The organism is Actinophytocola sp. NPDC049390 (assembly GCF_044466355.1).
Lineage (GTDB): Bacteria > Actinomycetota > Actinomycetes > Mycobacteriales > Pseudonocardiaceae > Actinophytocola.
Window position 1 is genome coordinate 36,643 of sequence record NZ_JBITMQ010000011.1, and the last position, 19,464, is coordinate 56,106.

At 71.6% G+C, this 19,464-nt stretch carries 19 protein-coding genes, 1 tRNA gene and 1 pseudogene; 15 read left to right on the forward strand and 6 right to left on the reverse strand.

The features are described from left to right. The first annotated feature begins 9 nt into the window (after window positions 1-9). Window positions 10-82 (forward strand) — tRNA-Ala (locus tag ACIBVP_RS28110). Between the two features lie 235 nt (window positions 83-317). On the opposite strand, the gene ACIBVP_RS28115 is transcribed toward ACIBVP_RS28110, so the two are convergent. Then, a complete protein-coding gene (locus tag ACIBVP_RS28115; protein WP_396109359.1) occupies window positions 318-704 on the reverse strand; it encodes a YbaB/EbfC family nucleoid-associated protein in 387 nt (128 codons plus the stop codon). A gap of 120 nt (window positions 705-824) precedes the next feature. Between ACIBVP_RS28115 and ACIBVP_RS28120 the strand changes: the two genes are divergently transcribed. The 3 genes from ACIBVP_RS28120 (at window position 825) to ACIBVP_RS28130 (ending at window position 3,273) form a co-directional block, all read left to right on the forward strand. Next, a complete protein-coding gene (locus ACIBVP_RS28120) occupies window positions 825-1,136 on the forward strand; it encodes a hypothetical protein (RefSeq protein ID WP_396109360.1) in 312 nt (103 codons plus the stop codon). 2 nt (window positions 1,137-1,138) lie between these two features. Further along, window positions 1,139-2,422, forward strand: coding sequence for a C2 family cysteine protease (locus ACIBVP_RS28125; RefSeq protein ID WP_396109361.1), 1,284 nt, complete (start codon window positions 1,139-1,141; stop codon window positions 2,420-2,422). A 74-nt stretch (window positions 2,423-2,496) separates the two neighbouring features. Then, window positions 2,497-3,273, forward strand: a complete 777-nt coding sequence (locus tag ACIBVP_RS28130; RefSeq protein WP_396109362.1) for a hypothetical protein — start codon at window positions 2,497-2,499, stop codon at window positions 3,271-3,273. On the opposite strand, the gene ACIBVP_RS28135 is transcribed toward ACIBVP_RS28130, so the two are convergent. Further along, window positions 3,262-3,867, reverse strand: a complete 606-nt coding sequence (locus tag ACIBVP_RS28135) for a TetR/AcrR family transcriptional regulator (protein WP_396109363.1) — start codon at window positions 3,865-3,867, stop codon at window positions 3,262-3,264. The genes ACIBVP_RS28130 and ACIBVP_RS28135 overlap by 12 nt on opposite strands. An 85-nt stretch (window positions 3,868-3,952) precedes the next feature. Between ACIBVP_RS28135 and ACIBVP_RS28140 the strand changes: the two genes are divergently transcribed. Next, entirely contained in the window at window positions 3,953-4,942 is a 990-nt protein-coding gene (locus ACIBVP_RS28140) for an NAD-dependent epimerase/dehydratase family protein (protein WP_396109364.1), read from the forward strand. On the opposite strand, the gene ACIBVP_RS28145 is transcribed toward ACIBVP_RS28140, so the two are convergent. Further along, window positions 4,939-5,376 (reverse strand): VOC family protein, encoded by a 438-nt coding sequence (locus ACIBVP_RS28145; RefSeq protein WP_396109365.1) that lies wholly within the window; start codon window positions 5,374-5,376, stop codon window positions 4,939-4,941. The two genes, ACIBVP_RS28140 and ACIBVP_RS28145, sit on opposite strands and share 4 nt — an antisense overlap. Window position 5,377: 1 nt before the next feature. Continuing rightward, window positions 5,378-5,938, reverse strand: coding sequence for a DinB family protein (locus ACIBVP_RS28150; protein ID WP_396109366.1), 561 nt, complete (start codon window positions 5,936-5,938; stop codon window positions 5,378-5,380). Window positions 5,939-6,000: 62 nt separating this feature from the next. Between ACIBVP_RS28150 and ACIBVP_RS28155 the strand changes: the two genes are divergently transcribed. Beyond that, on the forward strand, window positions 6,001-6,954 hold the full coding sequence (locus ACIBVP_RS28155) for a helix-turn-helix transcriptional regulator (RefSeq protein WP_396109367.1): 954 nt from the start codon (window positions 6,001-6,003) through the stop codon (window positions 6,952-6,954). Here ACIBVP_RS28155 and ACIBVP_RS28160 read toward each other — a convergent pair. Beyond that, window positions 6,944-7,276, reverse strand: a complete 333-nt coding sequence (locus tag ACIBVP_RS28160) for a hypothetical protein (RefSeq protein ID WP_396109368.1) — start codon at window positions 7,274-7,276, stop codon at window positions 6,944-6,946. The genes ACIBVP_RS28155 and ACIBVP_RS28160 overlap by 11 nt on opposite strands. Before the next feature lie 135 nt (window positions 7,277-7,411). Here ACIBVP_RS28160 and ACIBVP_RS28165 point away from each other — a divergent pair, with 135 nt between their 5' ends. The 5 genes from ACIBVP_RS28165 (at window position 7,412) to ACIBVP_RS28185 (ending at window position 13,527) form a co-directional block, all read left to right on the forward strand. After that, a complete protein-coding gene (locus ACIBVP_RS28165; RefSeq protein WP_396109369.1) occupies window positions 7,412-8,098 on the forward strand; it encodes a methyltransferase domain-containing protein in 687 nt (228 codons plus the stop codon). 222 nt (window positions 8,099-8,320) lie between these two features. Continuing rightward, complete coding sequence (locus ACIBVP_RS28170; RefSeq protein ID WP_396109370.1) at window positions 8,321-9,130, forward strand: endonuclease/exonuclease/phosphatase family protein; 810 nt, start codon at window positions 8,321-8,323, stop codon at window positions 9,128-9,130. Continuing rightward, window positions 9,127-10,284 carry a hypothetical protein gene (locus ACIBVP_RS28175; RefSeq protein ID WP_396109371.1) on the forward strand — a complete coding sequence of 386 codons (1,158 nt, stop codon included), beginning with the start codon at window positions 9,127-9,129 and terminating at the stop codon, window positions 10,282-10,284. The genes ACIBVP_RS28170 and ACIBVP_RS28175 overlap by 4 nt, the downstream gene beginning before the upstream one ends. 97 nt (window positions 10,285-10,381) lie before the next feature. Then, entirely contained in the window at window positions 10,382-12,493 is a 2,112-nt protein-coding gene (gene pabB, locus ACIBVP_RS28180; RefSeq protein ID WP_396109372.1) for an aminodeoxychorismate synthase component I, read from the forward strand. 2 nt (window positions 12,494-12,495) lie between these two features. After that, entirely contained in the window at window positions 12,496-13,527 is a 1,032-nt protein-coding gene (locus ACIBVP_RS28185) for an NAD(P)H-dependent flavin oxidoreductase (RefSeq protein ID WP_396109659.1), read from the forward strand. A gap of 67 nt (window positions 13,528-13,594) precedes the next feature. Here the strand turns inward: ACIBVP_RS28185 and ACIBVP_RS28190 are convergent. After that, a pseudogene (locus ACIBVP_RS28190) lies at window positions 13,595-14,857 on the reverse strand (bifunctional lysylphosphatidylglycerol flippase/synthetase MprF); the annotation flags it as partial. Window positions 14,858-15,221: 364 nt separating this feature from the next. Between ACIBVP_RS28190 and ACIBVP_RS28195 the strand changes: the two are divergent. From ACIBVP_RS28195 to ACIBVP_RS28210, 4 genes are all read left to right on the forward strand, one after another. Beyond that, window positions 15,222-15,920 carry a hypothetical protein gene (locus ACIBVP_RS28195; protein ID WP_396109373.1) on the forward strand — a complete coding sequence of 233 codons (699 nt, stop codon included), beginning with the start codon at window positions 15,222-15,224 and terminating at the stop codon, window positions 15,918-15,920. A gap of 78 nt (window positions 15,921-15,998) precedes the next feature. After that, on the forward strand, window positions 15,999-17,357 hold the full coding sequence (locus tag ACIBVP_RS28200; RefSeq protein WP_396109374.1) for a pyridoxal phosphate-dependent decarboxylase family protein: 1,359 nt from the start codon (window positions 15,999-16,001) through the stop codon (window positions 17,355-17,357). After that, on the forward strand, window positions 17,347-18,168 hold the full coding sequence (locus ACIBVP_RS28205) for a putative RNA methyltransferase (protein ID WP_396109375.1): 822 nt from the start codon (window positions 17,347-17,349) through the stop codon (window positions 18,166-18,168). The genes ACIBVP_RS28200 and ACIBVP_RS28205 overlap by 11 nt, the downstream gene beginning before the upstream one ends. Beyond that, window positions 18,168-19,406, forward strand: a complete 1,239-nt coding sequence (locus ACIBVP_RS28210; protein ID WP_396109376.1) for a Gfo/Idh/MocA family protein — start codon at window positions 18,168-18,170, stop codon at window positions 19,404-19,406. Before ACIBVP_RS28205 ends, ACIBVP_RS28210 begins: the two co-directional genes overlap by 1 nt. Window positions 19,407-19,464 lie beyond the last annotated feature (58 nt).

The following is a 19,464-nucleotide window of genomic DNA, read 5'->3' on the forward strand; positions in this document are numbered from 1 at the left end:
CACAGACCAGGGGCTGTAGCGCAGTTGGTAGCGCGACTCGTTCGCATCGAGTAGGTCCGGGGTTCGATTCCCCGCAGCTCCACGCATGGGAGGCGAGTGCTCGCGGAGAGCGCTCGCCTTTTGCGTTTCGCCATTGTGTTGGGGGGCCGAGCCCCCCATCCCCCCACGGTGCGGTTTCTTCCTGACCCAGCCTGGGCGTCTTTTGGGGCCAGGAGTCAGTGCTCTTGGTGCCTGACCCGGCGTGGGCGTCTTTGGGGCCAGGAGTCAGTAGTCAGTGCTGTTGGTGCCTGACCCGGCGTGGGCGTCTTTCGGGGTTGTTACCAGTCTTGGTCGCTGTTGTAGACCGAGTTGACGTAGTTGTCTTCGTCTTCTTCTTGTTTTTGGGGCTTTGGTTGTGCTGGTGGGGTTGCTTGTGTGTCCTGCAGGGTTTCCAGGGTTTTTGTTACTCGGGGGTCCTCTCGGAAGGTGTTCAGGGTTGTTGTCAGTGCTGCTTCCGCCTTCCTTTGTGCTTCTTGTTGGGTGGTCAGGATCAGGGTGGCCAGGGTTGTGGGGGGTAGCTTCAGTGCTGCTGGGGTCAGGTGTAGTGCTGTTTGGTGTTTCGCTGTTGCTTCTGCTCGGACGGTGCCGTCCTGGGACTCGGCTGTGTGTGGGGTCGTCAGGGATGACTGGATGTCCGCCAGCGTCGTGTGGATGGGGTCGGGCACCTGGTCAGGATAGGGCGGCCGCCGGGTGGGTTTTGGCGTTTTCCCTCGGGTCGCCGGGGTGGTCCGATAGCGTCTCGGGGCGCGGTCTTCGTCTGTCTAACCGCTGGGCTTGGAGGGGCTATGCCGGACGGGTTTCAGGTGGAATCCGGGTTGCTGCGGAGTGCCGCCGGGTCGGTTGAGGAGTGTTGCTCCCTGATCGAGTCCGGGCGGAAGTCCGGTGCGGCCGCCACCGTGGGTTCCGGGTTGGCCGGGTTCGCTGTCGCCGGCGCCTGTACCTCCGCCGGGGAGGCGTCCGGGGCGGCGTTCACCGCCGTCGCCAAGTCCTGGCGGGCCTGGTCGGACGCCGCCGACCGCGGTGCCGCGGACTACTCGCGCAGCGATACGGGTGGCGAGATCCTGATCCGTGGCGCCGGCGCGGACCTGGTGGTGTGACCGTGGCTGTCGGCAAGACGCAGGCGCTGCACGGGGACATCGCGGCGCTTCGTGCCCAGGCGGAGGAGTTTCGTGCCAACGGCGCCCTGTTGCGGTCCGGCAACCAGGCCGCTGTCCGGGTGCTCGGTGACCTGCTCGGCACCTGGTTCGGCACCGCCGCCAACGCTGCCGCCGAGTCCATGGGGCGGGCCGAGCAGCAGGTTCGGAAGCTCTCCGACGCCCACACCGACGCGGCCGACGCCGCCTCCGCCGGCGCGGACGGCATCGAGGGGTACCAGCGGGTCGCCCGTGCGGCCATCCTGCAGGCCGAGGCCGAGGACTTCACCGTGGCCGAGGACGGGGCGGTGACCGCACCCTCCGCGCTGCTGTACGTCGCGGGCGACGCCGATCCAGGGCAGGCCGTGACCGCGCAGCACGCCCTCGACGAGAAGGCGCGCCAGTACGAGACGACCATCAAACAGAACCTCGCCGGCATGGCCGCCGAGGACGCCGAAGCCGCCGCGGCGATCAGCAGCGCCTTCGCGAACCTGTCCGAAGAGGACATGAACCCCGAAGGGCCGCCGTCCGACCACAACGTCGAAGACCGCTCCGGCGACCCGCTCTACCCCAACGGGGAACCGAGCCTGTCCGACATCGACCAGGGCGACTTCGGCGACTGCTGGTTGCTGGCGGCGCTCGGCTCGACGGCCATGACCGACCCGCAGAAGATCAAGGACCTCATCACCGACAACGGTGACGGCACCTACACCGTGCACTTCGCTGACGGCGACGTCACCGTCAGCGACGACGCGCTGCTGGACCAGGGCAACGACCAGGCCAAATGGGTGGCGATCGTCGAAACCGCGTACGCCGAGCACGAAGGCGGCTCGTACGACGAGATCGAGGGCGGGGACGCCAACGAAGCCTACGAGGACCTCTTCGGCGCCAACACCGGCAGCTTCGACCCCGACACCACCAGCGACCTGTTCTTCGGGGACAACAAGTCGCCCGACGACTCGTACAACGACATGCGGGAAGCCCTCGACGACGGGCGGCCGGTCACCGCGAGCGTGCGCGACCGGATCGGCATCGACGGCGGGCACGCGCTGATCGTCACCAACGTGTACGAGCGCGACGGCGTGCAGTACGTCGAGCTGATGAACCCGTGGGCCTCGAACAGCGACGACATCATCAACGGTGTCGAGGCTGCGGGCGGAGAAGCCCATTCCGACGGGAGGATCGTCATGAACATGGACGACTTCTCGGAGGAGTTCTACAAGGTTCGCTACGTAGAGGACTGGGATTAGTGAAGCGGGCCGTGGCCGCGATCCTGTTGGCGATGGCGGTCGGTGCCTGCTCAGCGGACCAGAAGGAGCAACCCATGCGGACCGACACCACGACCACCGAGCGGCCGGTCGACGGCGGCGACCAGGCGACCGACCCGGCCGAGCCGATCACGGAACTGGTCGCGGACGCCGACCTGATCGTCACGGGCACGGTCGTCGAGGCCGCACCACCCGTCGACGGCACGACGTACGGCCCGCAGACCGCCACGATCGAGGTCGAGACCACGCTGAAGGGCGACGCCGCGCCGGGGAAGCTGGCGATCACGAAGCCCGAGTCGTCCTACTTCCTCGCCGAGCGCACCGCCGCGTCGACCGACCGGAAAGCCCGCTCCGGCGGCATCTTCGTCCTGCGGAACACCGGTGACACGCCGACGCTGTTCGGCCACGTCGGAGTCCACGACCACGAGTTCGCGCCGCAGTGGTTCGCCCGCGCGCTCGCCGGCCTGCCCGCCAAGCTCCCACCGCCCACCACCGACCAGCTGGCGGACTGGGCGACCAGGGCGGACGTGATCGTGTTCGCCGCCGCCACCGGTGACGCGGGCAGCGTCGAGACACACACGCCACGGCTCGACTGGGCCGGGACCGGGACGCTGGAACCGATCGAGGTGCTCAAGGGCGACCTGGCCGGAGCCGTCGCGGTGACCAGAGGACCGCAGCCGACCACCCCAGGCGGCACCTGGGGATTCCCGGTGGGGAGGGAACGGACCGGGGTGTTCTTCCTCGACACGTCGAGCAGGCCGCCGACGGTCGTCAACACGGCCGCGCCGTGGGACGTGCACGTCCAGCAGGTCCGGCGGCTGCTACGGCGCTGACGTCGTCATGAAACCGGCCACGAGCCGCGCCACCTGACGGGTCAGCTCCTCCGGGTCGCCCGTGTGGTGGGCCAGGTGGCCGTCCAGCCACAGGCTTGCCAGACCGTGCACCAGGCTCCACAACGTCAGCGCCAGGACGTCCTCGTCCGCCTGCCGCAACACGCCCGCCGCCATGCACGCCGCCACCGTGTCGGTCAGCGCCGTGAAAGCCTCGTCGGCCGCTTCCTTGCCCTGAGGGCTCTTGTGGGACTGCGTCAGTTCCGGGCGGAACATCAGCTGGAAGTGGGCCGGGTTGTCGTGGGCGAAACGGACGTACGTCTCGATCAGGGCCGGGAGGGCCTCGGCAGGCGTGCGTGCCTCCGCCTGTGTGGTGCGCAGTGCCGTGGCCAGGTTCTTGAAGCCGTCGTCGGCCAGAGCCGTCAGTAGGGCCGCTCTGTCCGGGAAGTGGTGGTAGGGGGCGCCCGGGCTCACACCCGCGGTCCTGGCCACCTGGCGGAGGCTCACCGCGCCGATGCCCTCGGTCCTGATCAGGTCCAGAGTCGCCCGCAGCAGGGCATCCCTCAGCGCGCCGTGGTGGTAGTTCGTCCTGGGCACGTGATCAGCCTAGGTTGCCGCCGCCACACCGCTCATGTATACAGTGCTCAGATCATGTGAACGCTGTATAGATTGGGTGGTCGGCATGAGTGGACGGGTGTTGGTGACCGGGGCTTCCGGCTTCATCGCGCGGCATGTGGTCGCCGAGCTGCGGGGAGCCGGGTACCGGGTGCGGGGGACCGCGCGGCGGGACGTCGACGGCGTGGACGAGCTGGCCCGGGCCGATCTCGGGGCCGACGCCGGGTGGGCCGAGGCCGTCGACGGGTGCGACTACGTGATGCACGTGGCCTCGCCGTTCCCGGTCGGGGTGCCGTCGTCGGAGGACGAGCTGGTGCGGCCTGCCGTGGACGGGACGTTGCGGGTGCTGCGGGCCGCGAAGGAGGCCGGCGTGCGGCGGGTCGTGGTGACGTCCTCGGTCGCCGCGATCGCCAGCGGGCACCGGGACACGGTGGTCCGCACCGAGTCCGACTGGTCCGACCTGGAGCGCAGCGCCGCGTACGCGAAGAGCAAGACGTTGGCCGAGCGGGCCGCTTGGGACTTCGCACAGGAGTCGGGGCTCGAGCTTGTGGTGGTCAACCCCGGGATGGTTCTCGGGCCGCTGTTGTCCTCTGGCGTCAGCACCTCCGTGGACGTCGTTCGGCGGTTGCTGGTCCGGGAGGTGCCCGGGTCGCCGAAGATGGGGTTCCCGGTGGTGGACGTGCGGGACGTGGCGATCGGTCACCGGCTTGCCATGGAGTCGTCGATCGCGGCCGGGCAGCGGTACGTCCTCGCCGGGGACTTCGTGTGGATGCGGGAGATCGCCGCCGTTCTCGCCGAGGCGTTCGGCCCGCGTGGCTACCGCGTGCCCACCGGGGTCATGCCCACCTGGCTGTTGCGGATCGTCTCGCGGTTCGACCCCTCTGTCCGCCAGGCCCTCGACTTCGTCGGACGGACCGAGTTCGTGAGTGCCGACAAGGCCCGGGGCGAGCTCGGCTGGACCATGCGGCCGGTGCGGGACACGATCGTCGACACCGCCGAGCGCCTCATCGAACTGGGACTGGCCCCGAACCCGTCGAAGAAGAAGGTGGCTGTCTAGTCCAGGCAGAACTCGTTGCCTTCCGGGTCCTTCATGACGATGTGGCCCGCGCTCAGCGGTGGCGACGGTTCGTGGCGTTCGTGGCGGGTGGCGCCGAGGGCGACCAGGCGCTCGGCTTCCTTCTCCAGAGCCGCCATGCGTTCGTCGCCGCGCAGGCCGGGAGCGGCGCGAACATCCAGGTGCACGCGGTTCTTGGCGGTCTTTCCTTCCGGGACCTTCTGGAAGAACAGGCGCGGGCCGTTGCTCGTCGGGTCGACCAGGGCGGACGCGTCGTTGCGGTGTTCTTCCGGGATGCCCATGGCCGCCAGGGCCTCGTCCCATGTGGTGAAGCCCTGAGGTGGGGCCTGGAGTTCGTAGCCCATGACCTCGGCCCAGAAGGCCGACAACGCGGCCGGGTCGCCGCAGTCGACGGTGATCTGTACTTCGCGGGGCATGTCAGGTGGTCTTCCTGGTGTGGGCGTAGAGGTCGCGCAGCAGGCACACCTCTGACAGGTGGTGGATCGTCTCGCGGTTGATGTGGAGGATCAGGGCGGCCAGCGGGTGGTCGGCGTACCGGCCTTCCGCCTCGCCGCACGGGCGGGCCAGCTCATCCTCGCCCAGCGACTCGACGCCCGCCAGCCAGGTTTCGTACTCCTCGTCCAGCTGGGCGAGGGCCTCCTCGGCAGTCGCGGCGTAGGCGAACGAGTCGTAGTCCGTCGGTTTCCCGCCGAAGTGGGACGCGCTGCGCATCGCCAGCACGCCGACGATCACGTGGCCCAGGCGCCAGGCGATCGTCGTGAACGGAGGTGGGACCGGCTCCGGGAACGCGAAGTCGATGGTCATCTCGCCGGAACCGGCCTGCACCGGGGCTGTGCCCGTGCCGCGGGGGCGGACGCTCCAGCTGTTCGGCGCCGGTTCCCAGAAGTACTCGTCGTCGGTCATGCCGTCGAGACGGGGACGCAGCTGGTGCGTCCAGTGCCAGGAGAGCTGCTCGCGCAACAGCGGGTTCCAGTTCATGGCCGAACCCTGTCACGGATAGCGGACAGCTACGTTCCGCGATTCGTGCGACGATGACGTCCGTGACCGTCGAGGGGACTACCGAGCGGGTGCTGCGGCTCCTCGCGCTGCTGCAGCGGCGGCCGTCGTGGACCGCGGGAGAACTCGCCGCCGAGCTGGGGGTCACCGACCGGTCGGTGCGGCGGGACGTGGAGCGGTTGCGGGCGCTCGGGTACCCGGTGCACGCCACGGCCGGGGTCGGCGGTGGCTACCAGCTCGGGGCCGGGACGCGGTTGCCGCCGCTGCTTCTCGACGACGAGGAGGCCATCGCCACCGCGGTCTCCCTGCGGATGGCGTCCGGCGGGACGGTCGCCGGAGCCGGGGAGGCGGCGTTGCGGGCGCTCGCGAAGCTCGACCAGGTGATGCCGCCGCGGTTGCGTGCCGAGGTGCGGGCGGTGCACGGCGCCACCGAGACGCTCGTCGGACCCGGCGTGGAGATCGACGCGGAGTTGCTCGTGACGCTGGCGCGGGCCTGCCGGGACGCGGTGCGGGTGCGGTTCACCTACACCGGGCGCGACGGCGCCCCCGGTGAGCGGACGGTCGAGCCGGTGCGGATGGTCGCCACCGGGCGGCGCTGGTACCTGATGGCCTGGGACGTCGAGCGCGCCGACTGGCGGACGTTCCGGCTCGACCGGATGCGGGACGCGGCCGCCACCACCTGGCGTTTCCGGGCGCGGGAGCACCCGGACCCGGTCGCGTACGTGCAGCGTGCCGTCACCGAGGCGCCGTACCGGCACGTCGCCCGGATCCGGCTGCGTGCCCCGGTCGAACGGGTCCGGGAGCTGGTGCCGCCGCAGGTCGGGCGCGTCGAGGACGACCGCGACGGCTGGTGCGTGCTCGTCACGGGTGGCGTGGAGCTGGACTTGATCGCGATGCACGTGGCCCGGCTGGGCTTCGAGGCCCGGGTGCTGGCACCACCCGAGCTGCGGGAGGCCGCCGCTCGTCTCGCCCGCCGGATGGCCGAGCTCAGTCGATGACGTCGGCGCCGTCCAAGGCGGCGTCCATGGCGATGCCCGCGAACTCCACCGGCAGCGCCACGAGCACCGCGTCGCCCTCCGGCCTGCCGCGTTCCTTGATGGTGAGGCCGATCAGCGCCAGCATGCCCGCGAGGTGGCGGGTGCACCGGTCGGCGAGAGGTTCGGGGTCGACCAGCGGCACGACGTCGTCGCGTTCCCACGCCTCCACCGCACGCCGCGCCAGCTCGGTGGGCAGCCGGACCACCACGGGCGGCAGGTCCGCCTTCCGCAGGAGCTCGCCCAGCTCGGCGAGGGTCGCCGCCTCGGTCGCTCGTGTGTCCATGACCTCAGGATCCCGGGCGCGGCAGGTCCGCGCATCCGGGAACGCGCCGCCCCTGGACGCGCGGGCACCGCAGCACGTCGTCGCGCGCATGTCGCCGATTGACTTCATGTCGACTTCAAGTCGCAGCATGGGGCCATGTCCACACTGCGTGATCTGCTCGACGCCTTCGACGAGCTGCCCCAGGCCACCGAACTGCGTGCCCGTTCCTACCACGACCTCGGCGAGGTGGTCGTCGACGTCGGCTGCGGCGGCGGGCGCGCGGTCGGCGAGCTGGCCCGGCTCGGCGCCCGGGCGATCGGGGTCGACCGGGACCCGGAGATGGTCGCGGCCGCCGCGGCGCGCTGGCCCGCCGGCGAGTTCCACGTCGGCGACGTCACCGCGCTGCCGCTCCCCGACGCGTCGGTCACCGGCTACCGCGCGGACAAGGTCCTCCACGTCGTCGAGGACCCGGCCCCGGCGCTCGCCGAGGCCCGGCGCGTGCTGCGGCCCGGTGGGCGGGTCGTGCTCACCGGGCAGGACTGGGACGCGATCGTCGTCGACTCCGCCGACCCGGACCGCACCCGTGCGCTCGTGCACGCCCGCGCCGACACCATGCCGAACCCGCGTGCGGCACGCCAGTACCGCAACCTGTTGCTGGACAACGGGTTCACGGACGTCACCGTGGAGGGACACATGAGCGTGTTCACCGATGCCCTCGCGCTGCCGATGCTGGCGGGCATGGACGACGACCGGTGGTTCGACGAACAGGCCGACCGTGCCGCACACGACCGGCTCCTGGTCGCCGTTCCCGTGTTACTAGCCGCTGGGACTCGCGGCGATTGAGTGCCGGTCAAGGCGCGTTGCCCCCGCGGTTTCCGTTTCCCACCATGGGATGCGGGTGGTGCGTCCCCGCAGAGCCGCTGGCCGGCAGCGGCGCTCACGACAGCCACGCTGCCGGCCAGTTACCAGTGGGCAAGTTCTTTCCAGAAGATGACGGCTCGCGTAACTCGCCACCCCGGGCAGCGTGCGGATGGTCCGATTTCCTTCCCTACCAAGGAGGAAACCATGGGAACCATCAGAAGCGGGGCTCTCGTCCTGGCGCTGCTGGCGCCGCTCGCCGTCGTCACGACTCCCGGCGCATCGGCGGCCGAGGCGGCGACCACGCACACGATCAAGGTCGTCACCTACAACGTCGGGAACGCGGGCGGCCTCCGGGGCGACCTCGTCGACCTCATCCGGGCCGAGCGGCCCGCGGTCATCGGACTGCAGGAGGTCGCCGACCGCGAGACCGCCGTGAAGGAGGCCGCGGCCGCGACCGGGTACGTCGCGATCTACGAGTCGGATCGCAAGGCGGTCAAGCACAACGCCATCCTCGTGCGCGGTGACATGACTGTCGCCGCCCACGGCGCCCGCGAGATCTCGCCCGAGACCAGGGTGCACCCCGCGACCCCCGGCACCGGACCGGAGACACCCGACAGCTGCGGCTGCCTCGTGCCCCCGAAGTACGTCAACTGGGTCCGTGTGCGCGGCGGCGGCCACGTGTGGGTCGTCGGCGTCGTGCACCTCACCCCGTCCGCCCAGCGGTACGACCTCAACCGCGAACTGCACAACAAGCAGGTCCGCAACAGCGCGGAGTGGTTCGCGACGCGCGCGGCCGAACCGGTCATCATGGGTGACTTCAACGCCCAGCCGGGTTCGAACCTGATGGACGGGCTGCGGCGGGTGGCCAGGCCGTTCAGCGCCCCGAGCTTCGGCGACGCGCGTATCGACCACGTGTGGACCAAGAAGGACGCGACCGGATCGCGGGTCGCCGCCCTGTCCGGCTACGGCAGCGACCACCGCCCGGTCCGCGTCCGCGTGACGGTGCCCCGATGAGCGGCAGACTTCGTCGCGCCATCGCGGCGACCGCGGTCGCCGTCGCGTGCGGTGCGGGCCTGCTGACCGCGGTGCCCAGCGCGGCAGGCGCGACCGGACCACGTGACGAGTCACTGGACTTCCGGTTCCCCGCCGCGGATCCGATGCGTGTGCCGGGCACGAACACCTTCGTCGCGTTCGGCGCCAGCATGCGCGGCAACAAGCTGCCGTACACGAGGTTCGCGTTCTCCGGCGGCACCTTCCAGCGCCGCGGCGCTGTCGACGGCGACGCCTGGAGCGACGTCCGGTTCCCCGACGGCTACTGGGCCAGGCCGAGTTCACCGCTGTGGACGCCTGCGATGTATCCGCGCCGGGAGGACGGCCGGATCGTCTACTACCTGTTCTACAGCGCGGCGGTGCCCGGCCCCGAACCCGCGGGCCAGGCCAAGCACTGCATCGGCTACGCCACCTCGCTGCGCTACACGGGCGGGTTCGTCGCCAACGCCCATCCGCTGTTCTGTCCCGAGCGCGGGTGGGCGATCGACGGCGACATCAGCAGGAGGCGGGACGGCGTCTTCCTGACGTTGCGCAACGGTGCGTGGACCCGGAACCGGGTCACCGCGCTGGGGGCCGCCAGGCTGGAGTTCGACCGGCCCCGCCACGTGCGGCGGCTGGGGGAGAGCGACGTGAAGAAGCTCATCGACAACGCCGACCTGGAGTGGACCCACCACCAGAGTCCGCCGGACGACGTGCTCACGATCGAGAACCCGAACGCCGTCCGCATCGGTGGCGAGTGGTACCTGTTCTACTCAGGGAACAACTGGTACGCGAACCGGTACGCCACGGGTGTCGCCTACTGCGGGACCGCCCTGATCGACAACCGGTGCACACCCATGTACGAGCAGCGGGCGTACTTCTCCTACCGGCCCGACCCGGACGGCGAGCCGCGGTTCCGGCCGGGGCTGCCGGACAGGTTCCGCAAGAAGGGCCTGCCGGGCAACAAGCGGGGACCCGGCGCGTTCAACGCGTTCCAGGCGCCTGACGGCTCGTGGTGGGCGACGTGGAACTACATCACCGACGCCAGCCCGCTCGACGATCCGGCGCGACGGAGCAGGCTCGGGCGGTTGACCGTGACGGGCAGCGGACCCACCGCCGAGTTCAGCGTGACCTGGTAGGTCGCGGCGGCGGGCACGGTCGCCGTGCCCGCCGCCGCTTCGTGACGGACGACGCCTTGCGCGTGGCACCGGCCATCGGCGAAGCTCCGGGGTGGCCATGCGCACGCTGATCATCGACAACTACGACTCGTTCACGTACAACCTGGCACACCAGGTCGCTGCGGTGACGGGTGTGGCGCCGACGGTCGTGCGCAACGACGAGCCGGTCGACCTGGACGCGTTCTCCCACGTGATCCTCTCGCCGGGACCGGGGCGTCCGGAGCGGGCCGCCGACTTCGGCGTCTGCGCTGAGGTCATCCGCACCACGCACCTGCCGCTGCTCGGGGTGTGCCTCGGCCACCAGGGCATCTGCCACGTGCACGGGGGTGCGGTGGGGCCCGCGCCCCGGGTCCGCCACGGTGAGACGTCGGCGATCCACCACGGCGGCACGGGGTTGTTCTCCGGGTTGCCGTCCCCGTTCACCGCGGTCCGGTACCACTCGCTGGCGGTCACGCGGCTGCCCGACGTGCTCGAACCCGTCGCCACCAGCGACGACGGGGTGCTGATGGCGGTGCGGCACCGGACGCGGCCGCAGTGGGGCGTCCAGTTCCACCCGGAGTCGATCCGCACGGCGCACGGGCACCGGCTCATCGCGAACTTCCTGGACCAGCCCCGGCAGCGGCCGTCCGTGACCGTCCACGCCCGTCGCCCCGCGCCGGTGGTCCGGCACCGGCGGGTGCGGACGGCGGCGAGCGCGGAGACGGTCTTCGACACCCTCTATGCGCGGGCCGACTTCGCCTTCTGGCTCGACAGCGCCGACGAGGGCGCGGCGGGTGGCCGGTTCTCGATCCTCGGCGACGCGAGCGGGCCGCTGGCGAGGGTCGTCACGGCGGACGTCACGGCGGGGACGGTCACGGTGCGCCGGGCGGACCGCGCGGACGAGGTCGTGCGGAGCGGGTTCCTCGACTGGCTGGCGGCGGACCTGGCTCGTCGGCCGGTCACACCGCCGGACCTGCCGTTCGACTTCGCGCTGGGGTGGGTGGGTTACCTCGGGTACGAGCTGAAGGCCGAGTGCGGCGCTCGTGCCGAGCACCGGTCACCGCACCCGGACGCGGCCATGATCTTCGCCGACCGCGCGATCGTCGTCGACCACGCGACGGACGAGGTGCACCTGCTGACCCTGACCGACGACGACTGGCTCGACGACACCGAGCGCCTGCTGGCGGGCCTGCAAGATCAACTCGCCCCCCAGGACAGAACCGAAACCCCCACCCATTCCCGGGGGCGTCCCGCCGTGCCAGTCTACCAGGGGGGACCGGCGGGGGGCCCGAAGTCGATCTTGCCTGTGGACAACTCGGTGGGCTGTGGACAAGTCGCCGAACTCGGGACCTTGCGCGCACGGCACGACCGGGCCGAGTACCTGGATCTCATCGCCGCCTGCCAGGACGAGATCGTCGCGGGCGAGACCTACGAGGTGTGCCTCACCAACGAGCTCACCGCCGACGGCAAGCTCGACCCCTGGCCCGCCTACCGGCGCCTGCGCAGGGCCAACCCCGAGCCGTTCAGCGCGCTGCTGCGGTTCGGTGAGCTGAGCGTGCTCTCCGTGTCACCCGAACGGTTCCTGCGGGTCACACCGGACGGCGTCGCGGTCTCCCAGCCCATCAAGGGCACCCGGCCGCGCGGCGCCACCCCGGCCGAGGACGACGCCCTGCGCGACGGCCTGGCCACCGCCGCGAAGGACCGCGCCGAGAACCTGATGATCGTCGACCTCGTGCGCAACGACCTCGGCAGCGTCGCCACCCTCGACGGGGTGACCGTCGAGCGGTTGTTCGCCGTCGAGACGCACCCGACCGTGCACCAGCTGGTCAGCACCGTCCGCGCCACGCTCGCGCCCGGCCGCACGGCCGTCGACGTGGTGCGCGCGGCCTTCCCCGGCGGGTCCATGACCGGCGCGCCGAAGCTGCGCACGATGGCGATCATCGACCGGCTCGAGGGCGGTCCCCGTGGCGTGTACTCCGGCGCGCTCGGCTGGTTCTCGCTGTCCGGCGCCGCCGACCTCGGCATGGTCATCCGCACGCTCGTCGCCTCCGCCGACCGCGTGTCCTACGGTGTCGGCGGGGCGATCATCGCGTTGTCCACTCCGGACGACGAGGTGGCGGAGACCGTCGTGAAGGCCGCGCCGCTGCTGCGCCTGATCGGCCAGGAATTCCCAGGGGAAGGGACGCGATGACGATCCTCGACGGGCTCGACCACCCGATCGTGCAGGCCCCGATGGCGGGTGGCGGGTCGACGCCCGAGCTGGTCGCGGCCGTGTCGAACGCGGGCGGGCTCGGGTTCCTCGCCGCCGGTTACCTGAGCGCCGACGCCGTGCGTGACCAGATCACCCGGACCCGCGCTCTGACGGACCAGCCGTTCGGACTCAACCTGTTCGTCCCCGAACGCACCAGGGTGGACGACGCGGCCGTGGCGGCGTACGCGGCCGAGCTGGCCGCGGAGGCCGACCGGTACGGCGTCGCGCTCGGCGACCCCGCCGGGGGCGACGACGACTGGGACGCGAAGCTGGCGCTCCTCGCGCGGGCGCACGTGCCGGTCGTCGGCTTCACGTTCGGCTGCCCGGCCGCCGACGTCATCGCCGAGGTGAAGCGGCACGGCTCCGAGGTGTTCGTGACCGTCACGTCCGCCGACGAGGCCCGCGAGGCCGTCGCCGCCGGTGCCGACGGGCTGGTCGTGCAGGGTCAGGAGGCGGGTGCCCACCGCGGCACCTTCACCAACGAGGGCGTCGACCACACCGGGCTGATTCCGTTGCTGCGCAAGGTGGCCGCCGTCGCAGGCGTGCCGCTGGTGGCCACCGGCGGGCTCGCGACCGGCGCGGACGTGGCGGCCGTGCTGGTCGCGGGTGCGGCCGCCGCGCAGCTGGGCACGATGTTCCTGCCCTGCCCGGAGAGCGGGGCGAACCCGCTCCACCTCGCCGCGCTCGCCGCCGGTGACACCGCCACCGCCGTCACCCGCGCGTTCACCGGCCGGCCCGCACGCGGGCTGGTGAACCGCTTCCTGTCCGAGCACTCGGCAGCGGCCCCCGCGGCCTACCCGCACGTCCACCAGCTGACCCGGGACCTGCGGAAAGCGGGCGACCCGCAGGCCATGTCGCTGTGGGCAGGGCAGTCGTACGAGTTCGCCAGGCCGGTGCCCGCCGCGGACCTGGTGCGGGAACTGGCGGACGGGGCACGGACGGCACTGGCCGCCGCCGCACGGCGCTGGGCTTAGCGAGATAGGCGCGCAGCACGGCCGCGCCGATCCTCGGCAGGTCACCCGTACCGCGATACACCAGGTACAGGGGCTCGCGACGGGGCTGGAACTTCGCCTTGAACGCGTGCAGCGAGCCGAACCCGTACAGGGGCTCCACGAGCCTGCCCATGCCGTCCAGCACGCGCTGCACCGCGGACGCCCTGTGGTCACCGGTACGGACCAGCGGCGCGCCCGACAGCGACACCAGCTGGGCGCCCTCCTCCTGGAACGTCATGCAGGCCTCGGCGATCAGGAACTCGACCACCGGCCGGAAGCCGTCGGCCTTGCGGCGCATCATGTCGAGCGTCCAGCCGCGTGGTGTGCCGTCCTCGCTGAGGACCGGCAGCCAGGACGTGACGCCGTGGACCGTGCCGTCGGCGTCGACCGCGAGGCCGACGCGGACCCGCGGGTCCATGGCCTCGGTGACACCGCCGAGCGTGAACCCCAGCTCCGGGGTGCGCCTGCCGCGCAGCCAGCTCGCCGAGACCTCGCGGACCTGCCGGATGATCGCCGGGCTCTCGTCGGCCAGGGTGACCATGCGGAACGTGACGCCCTCCTTGGCGGCGCGGTTGCGGGCGGTGCGGACGTCCTGCCACTTCCTGCCGCGGAACTCGAGGCCGGGCAGGTCGACGACGGTGTCCTCGGCGACCTGGACCCGCTTGGCGCCCACCGCGTCGGCGGTGTCGGCGGTGACGGAGAACCACGCGGGGACGAGGCCTTCGCGGTCGCAGTACGCCGCGAACTCGGCCGGTGCCGTGCGTCGGAAGGATGCGGAGCCGACCGGGTCGCCGATAACGATCGCGACACCGTTGTGTCGCCGGAAGGCAACGTAACCGTCCACTCCGTACAGGTACTCGGTGCCCGGCCAGGTCGTCATCCACGACAGGGTGCCGCCGCCGTGGGTTTCGAGGAGTTCGACGGCGCGGTCGGAGCCGGTGACCTTCGCGGTGCGGCGGACGAACAGCGGGCCGAGCGGCAGCGCCACCGCGACGGCGACCAGGTGCACGACGTCGGCGAGGTGCCCGATCACGAACAGTGACCCGATGGCATAGGCGACGAGACCCGTCCGGGTCCAGAAACGCCACCGCGGGGCGAGGGTGGCGGTGCCGACCGCGGCGGCGGCCAGGGCCCCGCCGGACGGGCCGACGTCGAGTGCCGACGTCAGCGCGCTGCCGGTCGCCGCGACCAGTGCGGCGGCCACCACAACCCCGGTGACGTGGCCGATCGACCAGACCAACGCCGCCCGCGCGGTGCCGAGCCGGTGCTCGGCGAACCCCACGAACGCGGCGAAACTCGCCAGCACCGCCACGTAGCACAATGGGGTGATCGCGAACGGCGCTCCGGTGAGGACGGTCCACCAACGCCCCTCCTGGAAGGCGGCGTAACCGTACGCAACGTGATCACCCCATGGGTGTTCCGCTACCTCGGTGACAAAAGTGCCAAGGAGGACGCCAAGGGTGGTTATGACGACGAGTCCGCCTACGGTGAACGGGTGACGGCGTAACACCTGGGTTGGCACGGTGTCCTCCTTGTTCGGCACACGAACAAGCCTCGCCCGGACCACGCGAGGAGGCACTGGCGCCACCACCCGGGTTCTGGGTAGGGCCAACCCCCCGCTACCGTGAGTCTGATCTCGTCGACCGACCACTCAGGACACTTGGAAAGACACGCGAATGAGCCGTTACATCCGGGCCTCGGTGGCCCTCGCCTCGGCAGTGGCCGGGGTCGTCCTGTTCGCCGCGCCTGCCTTCGCCCAGTCTGACGACGACCCGGTGTCGGGGGACGACCGGGCAACCGCCCACTCGGGCAACGTGGTGGGGGAGAAGGACTGCGCCACGCTGTACCCGGGCAGCCACGAGGTCACGGCTGACCTGACCGCCACGGCCGACGGCGAGGGCGAGAACGGCACCTACCTCGACATCACGGCCGTCGCGGACGGCGTCGAGGTCCTCGGTGTGATCGTCAAGGGCGGCAACGCGTACAACCAGTACGACGTGACCGCCCTCGGCGACCTGCCGTGGCTCGACCTGCACTCGCCGATCAACGCCAGCGGCAAGCCCGCCGCCATCAGCCACTGGTTCGCCTGCGGCATCGGTGAGAGCACGACGACTCCCACCGAGCCCACCGAGACCACCACCACCACCACGACGACGACGGACGACTCGACGCCCGCCACGACGACCACCACGGGCGGCTCGGAGGTCAGCGGCACCGAGACGACCACGACGTCCGCCGACGTCGCGCCCGCCGCGCAGGACGAGGACCTCGCCGCGACCGGCTTCAACGGCGGCTGGCTCGTCGCGCTCGCCGCGGGCCTGCTGCTCGCCGGTGGCGCGGTGCTGACGCTCCTGCGGATCCGCGCACGTAGCTGACCCTTTCTCGACCACACGGGACGCCTCCGAACCGGGGGCGTCCCGTTTTTTGTCGGTGGCCCGTGTCATGGTGTCGGCATGACAGAACTTCCGGCGTGGCTGCGGCAGGGGGTCGACGCGATCTCCGCCTGGCAGGACTCGTTCGCGTCCTTCGAGACGCACCCGAGTCAGCACGTCGACCCCGACGCGTTCAAGGCCGGTTTCGAGGAGCTGGTCGACCGGCTGGGCGCGGCCAACTACCCGTACTTCCACCCGGACTACGCCGGGCAGATGCTCAAGCCGCCGCACCCGGTCGCGGTCGCCGGCTACCTGACGGCCATGCTGGTCAACCCCAACAACCACGCCGACGACGGCGGCGCGGCCACGTCCAGGATGGAACGTGAGGTCGTCGCCGAGCTGGCGGCGATGTTCGGGTTACCGCAGCACCTCGGCCACCTCACCGGTGGCGGCACGGTCGCGAACCTGGAGGCGCTGTTCGTCGCGCGGGAGTCCCATCCCGGGCGCGGGGTGGCCTACAGCGCGGACGCGCACTACACGCACGCCCGCATGTGCCACCTGCTCGGTCTGGAGGCGCACCCGGTGCCCGTCGACGCGGCGGGCCGGATGTCGATGCCCGCGCTCGCGGAGCTGCTGGCGACCGGCGCGGTGGGCACGGTCGTCCTGACCGCGGGCACGACCGGTCTGGGCGTGGTCGACCCGATCGACGAGGCACTGGCGCTGCGGGACCGCTACGGGGTCCGGTTACACGTCGACGCCGCGTACGGCGGGTTCTACACGCTGCTGCCGGACCTGGCGGACGCGGCGGCGTTCCGCGCCATCGGCCGGTGCGACTCGGTGGTCGTCGACCCGCACAAGCACGGGTTACAGCCGTACGGCTGCGGTGCCGTGCTGTTCGCCGACCCGTCGGTGGCGCGGTACTACCACCACGACTCGCCGTACACCTACTTCACCGAGTCCGACCTGCACCTCGGCGAGATCAGCCTGGAGTGCTCACGGCCGGGTGCCGCGGCCGCCGCGCTGTGGCTGACGCTGCGGGTGCTCGGCACGCAGGGGCTGCGGCAGGTACTGGCGGCGAACCGGCGCGCGGCCGAGGGGTGGGCGTCCCTGCTGGCCGAGTCGGAGGCGCTCACGCTGTACCAGGAGCCCGCACTCGACATCGTCACGTACTTCCCGGCACGGGACACGCTGTCCGGAGTCGACGCGGCGACCGCGCACGTGCTGACCCGGGGCATGAACGCGTCCCGCGACCCGGTGTTCCTGAGCGTGCTGCGCATGCCGGCCGACGCGTTCGCCGCCCGGGGGCACACCGTCACCGCGGACGCCGACGGGGCGCGGGTGCTGCGCAGCGTGCTGATGAAACCCGAGTCCGAGCAGCGGGTGCCGCGATTACACGAGCTGGTCACCGGGCTGGCGGCGGGAGCGCCGGGTGCTCGCTGACGTCCTGCCGTACCTGTCCTGCCCGCACTGCTCGGCGGAGCTGGTCCTGGTCGGCGGGTCGGTGCGCTGCGGGTCCGGGCACGCGTTCGACGTGGCACGGCAGGGGTACGTGACCCTGTTGCTGGGCAAGGCGGCCGTGGCGGGCGACAGCGCGGAGATGGTGGCGGCGCGGGAGGAGTTCCTGTCCGCCGGGCACTACGCGCCGATCGTCGACGCGGTCGTGGCCGCGTGCGCGGGGGTGGGCTGCGTGCTCGACCTGGGTGCCGGCACCGGCCACTACCTCGCCGCGGTGCTCGACGCGTCGCCGGACCGGGTGGGCATCGCGCTCGAGATCGCCAAGCCCGCGCTGCGGCGGGCGGCCCGTGCCCACGCACGTCTCGGTGCGGTGGGCGCGGACACGTGGCGGCGGCTGCCGGTGCGGGACGGTGCGGTCGCGGTTGCGCTCAACGTGTTCGCGCCGCGCAACGCGGCCGAGATCGCGCGGGTGCTGGCGCCGGACGGGCGGCTCGTGGTGGTGGCGCCGACGGCCGCGCACCTCGGCGAGCTGGTGTCCGGGTTGGGCCTGCTGACCGTGGCCGAGGACAAGGCGGCCAGGGTCACGGCGTCGCTGCCCGGGTTCACGGTGTCCGAACAGGACCCCCGTGAGTTCGTGATGTCCTTGGTGCACAAGGAGGTGCTGGCCCTGGTGGGGATGGGGCCGAGCGCGTGGCACGTCGACGCCGAGGCGTTGGCGGCGAAGGTGGCGGAACTGCCGTCGCCGGTGCGGGTGACCGCGTCGGTGACGGTGACGACGTACGTGAAAGGGGAGTGATGGTCCGGTACGCGATCGTCGGGGCGGGACAACGCGGCGCCGGGTACGCGGCGTGGGCGGGCAGGCACGCCGACCGCGCGCAGGTGGTGGCGGTGGCCGAGCCGCGCGCGAGCAGGCGCGAGCGGCTTGCCGGCGAGCACGGCGCGCCGCACGTGTTCGCGTCGTGGCAGGAGCTGGCCGCGGCACCGCGGCTGGCGGACGCGGCCATCGTGTCCACACAGGACGCGGACCACGTCGAGCCCGCGATCGCGTTGGCGCGCAAGGGATACCACCTGCTGGTGGAGAAGCCGCTGGCGCCGACGCCCGAGGAGTGCACCCGGCTGGTCGACGCGGTCACCGAGGCGGGGGTGCTGTTCGCGGTGTGCCACGTGCTGCGCTACCGCCCCTACACGCGGCTGGTGAAGCAGCTCGTCGACGACGGCCGGATCGGGGACGTCGTGAGCGTGCGGCACCTGGAACCGGTGGGGCACTGGCACTACGCGCACTCGTACGTGCGGGGCAACTGGCGCCGCACGGACCTGGCGTCGTTCATGCTGCTGGCGAAGTCGGGCCACGACATCGACTGGCTGCGGCACATCGTCGGCAAGCCGGTGGAGCGGGTGTCGAGCTTCGGCTCGTTGCGTCACTTCACCCCGGACCAGGCGCCGGCGGGCGCGGCGGCCCGCTGCCTGGACTGCGCGGTGGAGTCGACGTGCCCGTACTCGGCGACGCGCCTGTACCTGGGCATGGTCCGCGCGGGCCGCACCGGCTGGCCGGTGAGCGTGCTGACCGACGACGTGAGCGAGGCGTCGGTGACCAGGGCGTTGCGGGAGGGCCCGTACGGCCGGTGTGTCTACGGGTCCGACAACGACGTGGTGGACCACCAGGTGGTGGCGATGGAGTTCGCGGGCGGCACGACGGCGACGTTCACGATGACCGCGTTCACCCCGCACCTCGACCGCCAGACGCAGATCTTCGGCACCCGCGGCTTCCTGGACGGCGACGGCACCCGGGTCCGGTTGCACGACTTCCTCACCGGCACGACCGAGGTGCTGACGGCGTCGAGCACCGGCCTGGACACCGAGTCGGGCCACTCGGGCGGTGACGCCGGCCTGATGGACGCGTTCACCACCGCGGTGGCCACCGGCGACAGCGGCCCCATCCTGTCCGGACCGGCGGAGTCACTGGAGTCGCACCTGACGGTGTTCGCGGCGGAACGAGCCCGCCTGTCCGGCACGGTGGAGCGGGTCTCGCTCTGACGTCCAGGGGCCGTCGGGGAACCTTCCGCTTCGTTCGCCGGTCGAAGCGGCCTCTACT

Coding starts and splice junctions, on each gene's coding strand:
- ACIBVP_RS28150 (WP_396109366.1), bottom strand. CDS start 5,938: ATGAACTGGAACCCGCTGTTGCGCGAGCAGCTCTCCTGGCACTGGACG.
- ACIBVP_RS28145 (WP_396109365.1), bottom strand. CDS start 5,376: ATGCCCCGCGAAGTACAGATCACCGTCGACTGCGGCGACCCGGCCGCG.
- ACIBVP_RS28140 (WP_396109364.1), top strand. CDS start 3,953: ATGAGTGGACGGGTGTTGGTGACCGGGGCTTCCGGCTTCATCGCGCGG.
- ACIBVP_RS28120 (WP_396109360.1), top strand. CDS start 825: ATGCCGGACGGGTTTCAGGTGGAATCCGGGTTGCTGCGGAGTGCCGCC.
- ACIBVP_RS28200 (WP_396109374.1), top strand. CDS start 15,999: ATGACAGAACTTCCGGCGTGGCTGCGGCAGGGGGTCGACGCGATCTCC.
- ACIBVP_RS28165 (WP_396109369.1), top strand. CDS start 7,412: ATGTCCACACTGCGTGATCTGCTCGACGCCTTCGACGAGCTGCCCCAG.
- ACIBVP_RS28210 (WP_396109376.1), top strand. CDS start 18,168: ATGGTCCGGTACGCGATCGTCGGGGCGGGACAACGCGGCGCCGGGTAC.
- ACIBVP_RS28160 (WP_396109368.1), bottom strand. CDS start 7,276: ATGGACACACGAGCGACCGAGGCGGCGACCCTCGCCGAGCTGGGCGAG.
- ACIBVP_RS28130 (WP_396109362.1), top strand. CDS start 2,497: ATGCGGACCGACACCACGACCACCGAGCGGCCGGTCGACGGCGGCGAC.
- ACIBVP_RS28175 (WP_396109371.1), top strand. CDS start 9,127: ATGAGCGGCAGACTTCGTCGCGCCATCGCGGCGACCGCGGTCGCCGTC.
- ACIBVP_RS28195 (WP_396109373.1), top strand. CDS start 15,222: ATGAGCCGTTACATCCGGGCCTCGGTGGCCCTCGCCTCGGCAGTGGCC.
- pabB (WP_396109372.1), top strand. CDS start 10,382: ATGCGCACGCTGATCATCGACAACTACGACTCGTTCACGTACAACCTG.
- ACIBVP_RS28170 (WP_396109370.1), top strand. CDS start 8,321: ATGGGAACCATCAGAAGCGGGGCTCTCGTCCTGGCGCTGCTGGCGCCG.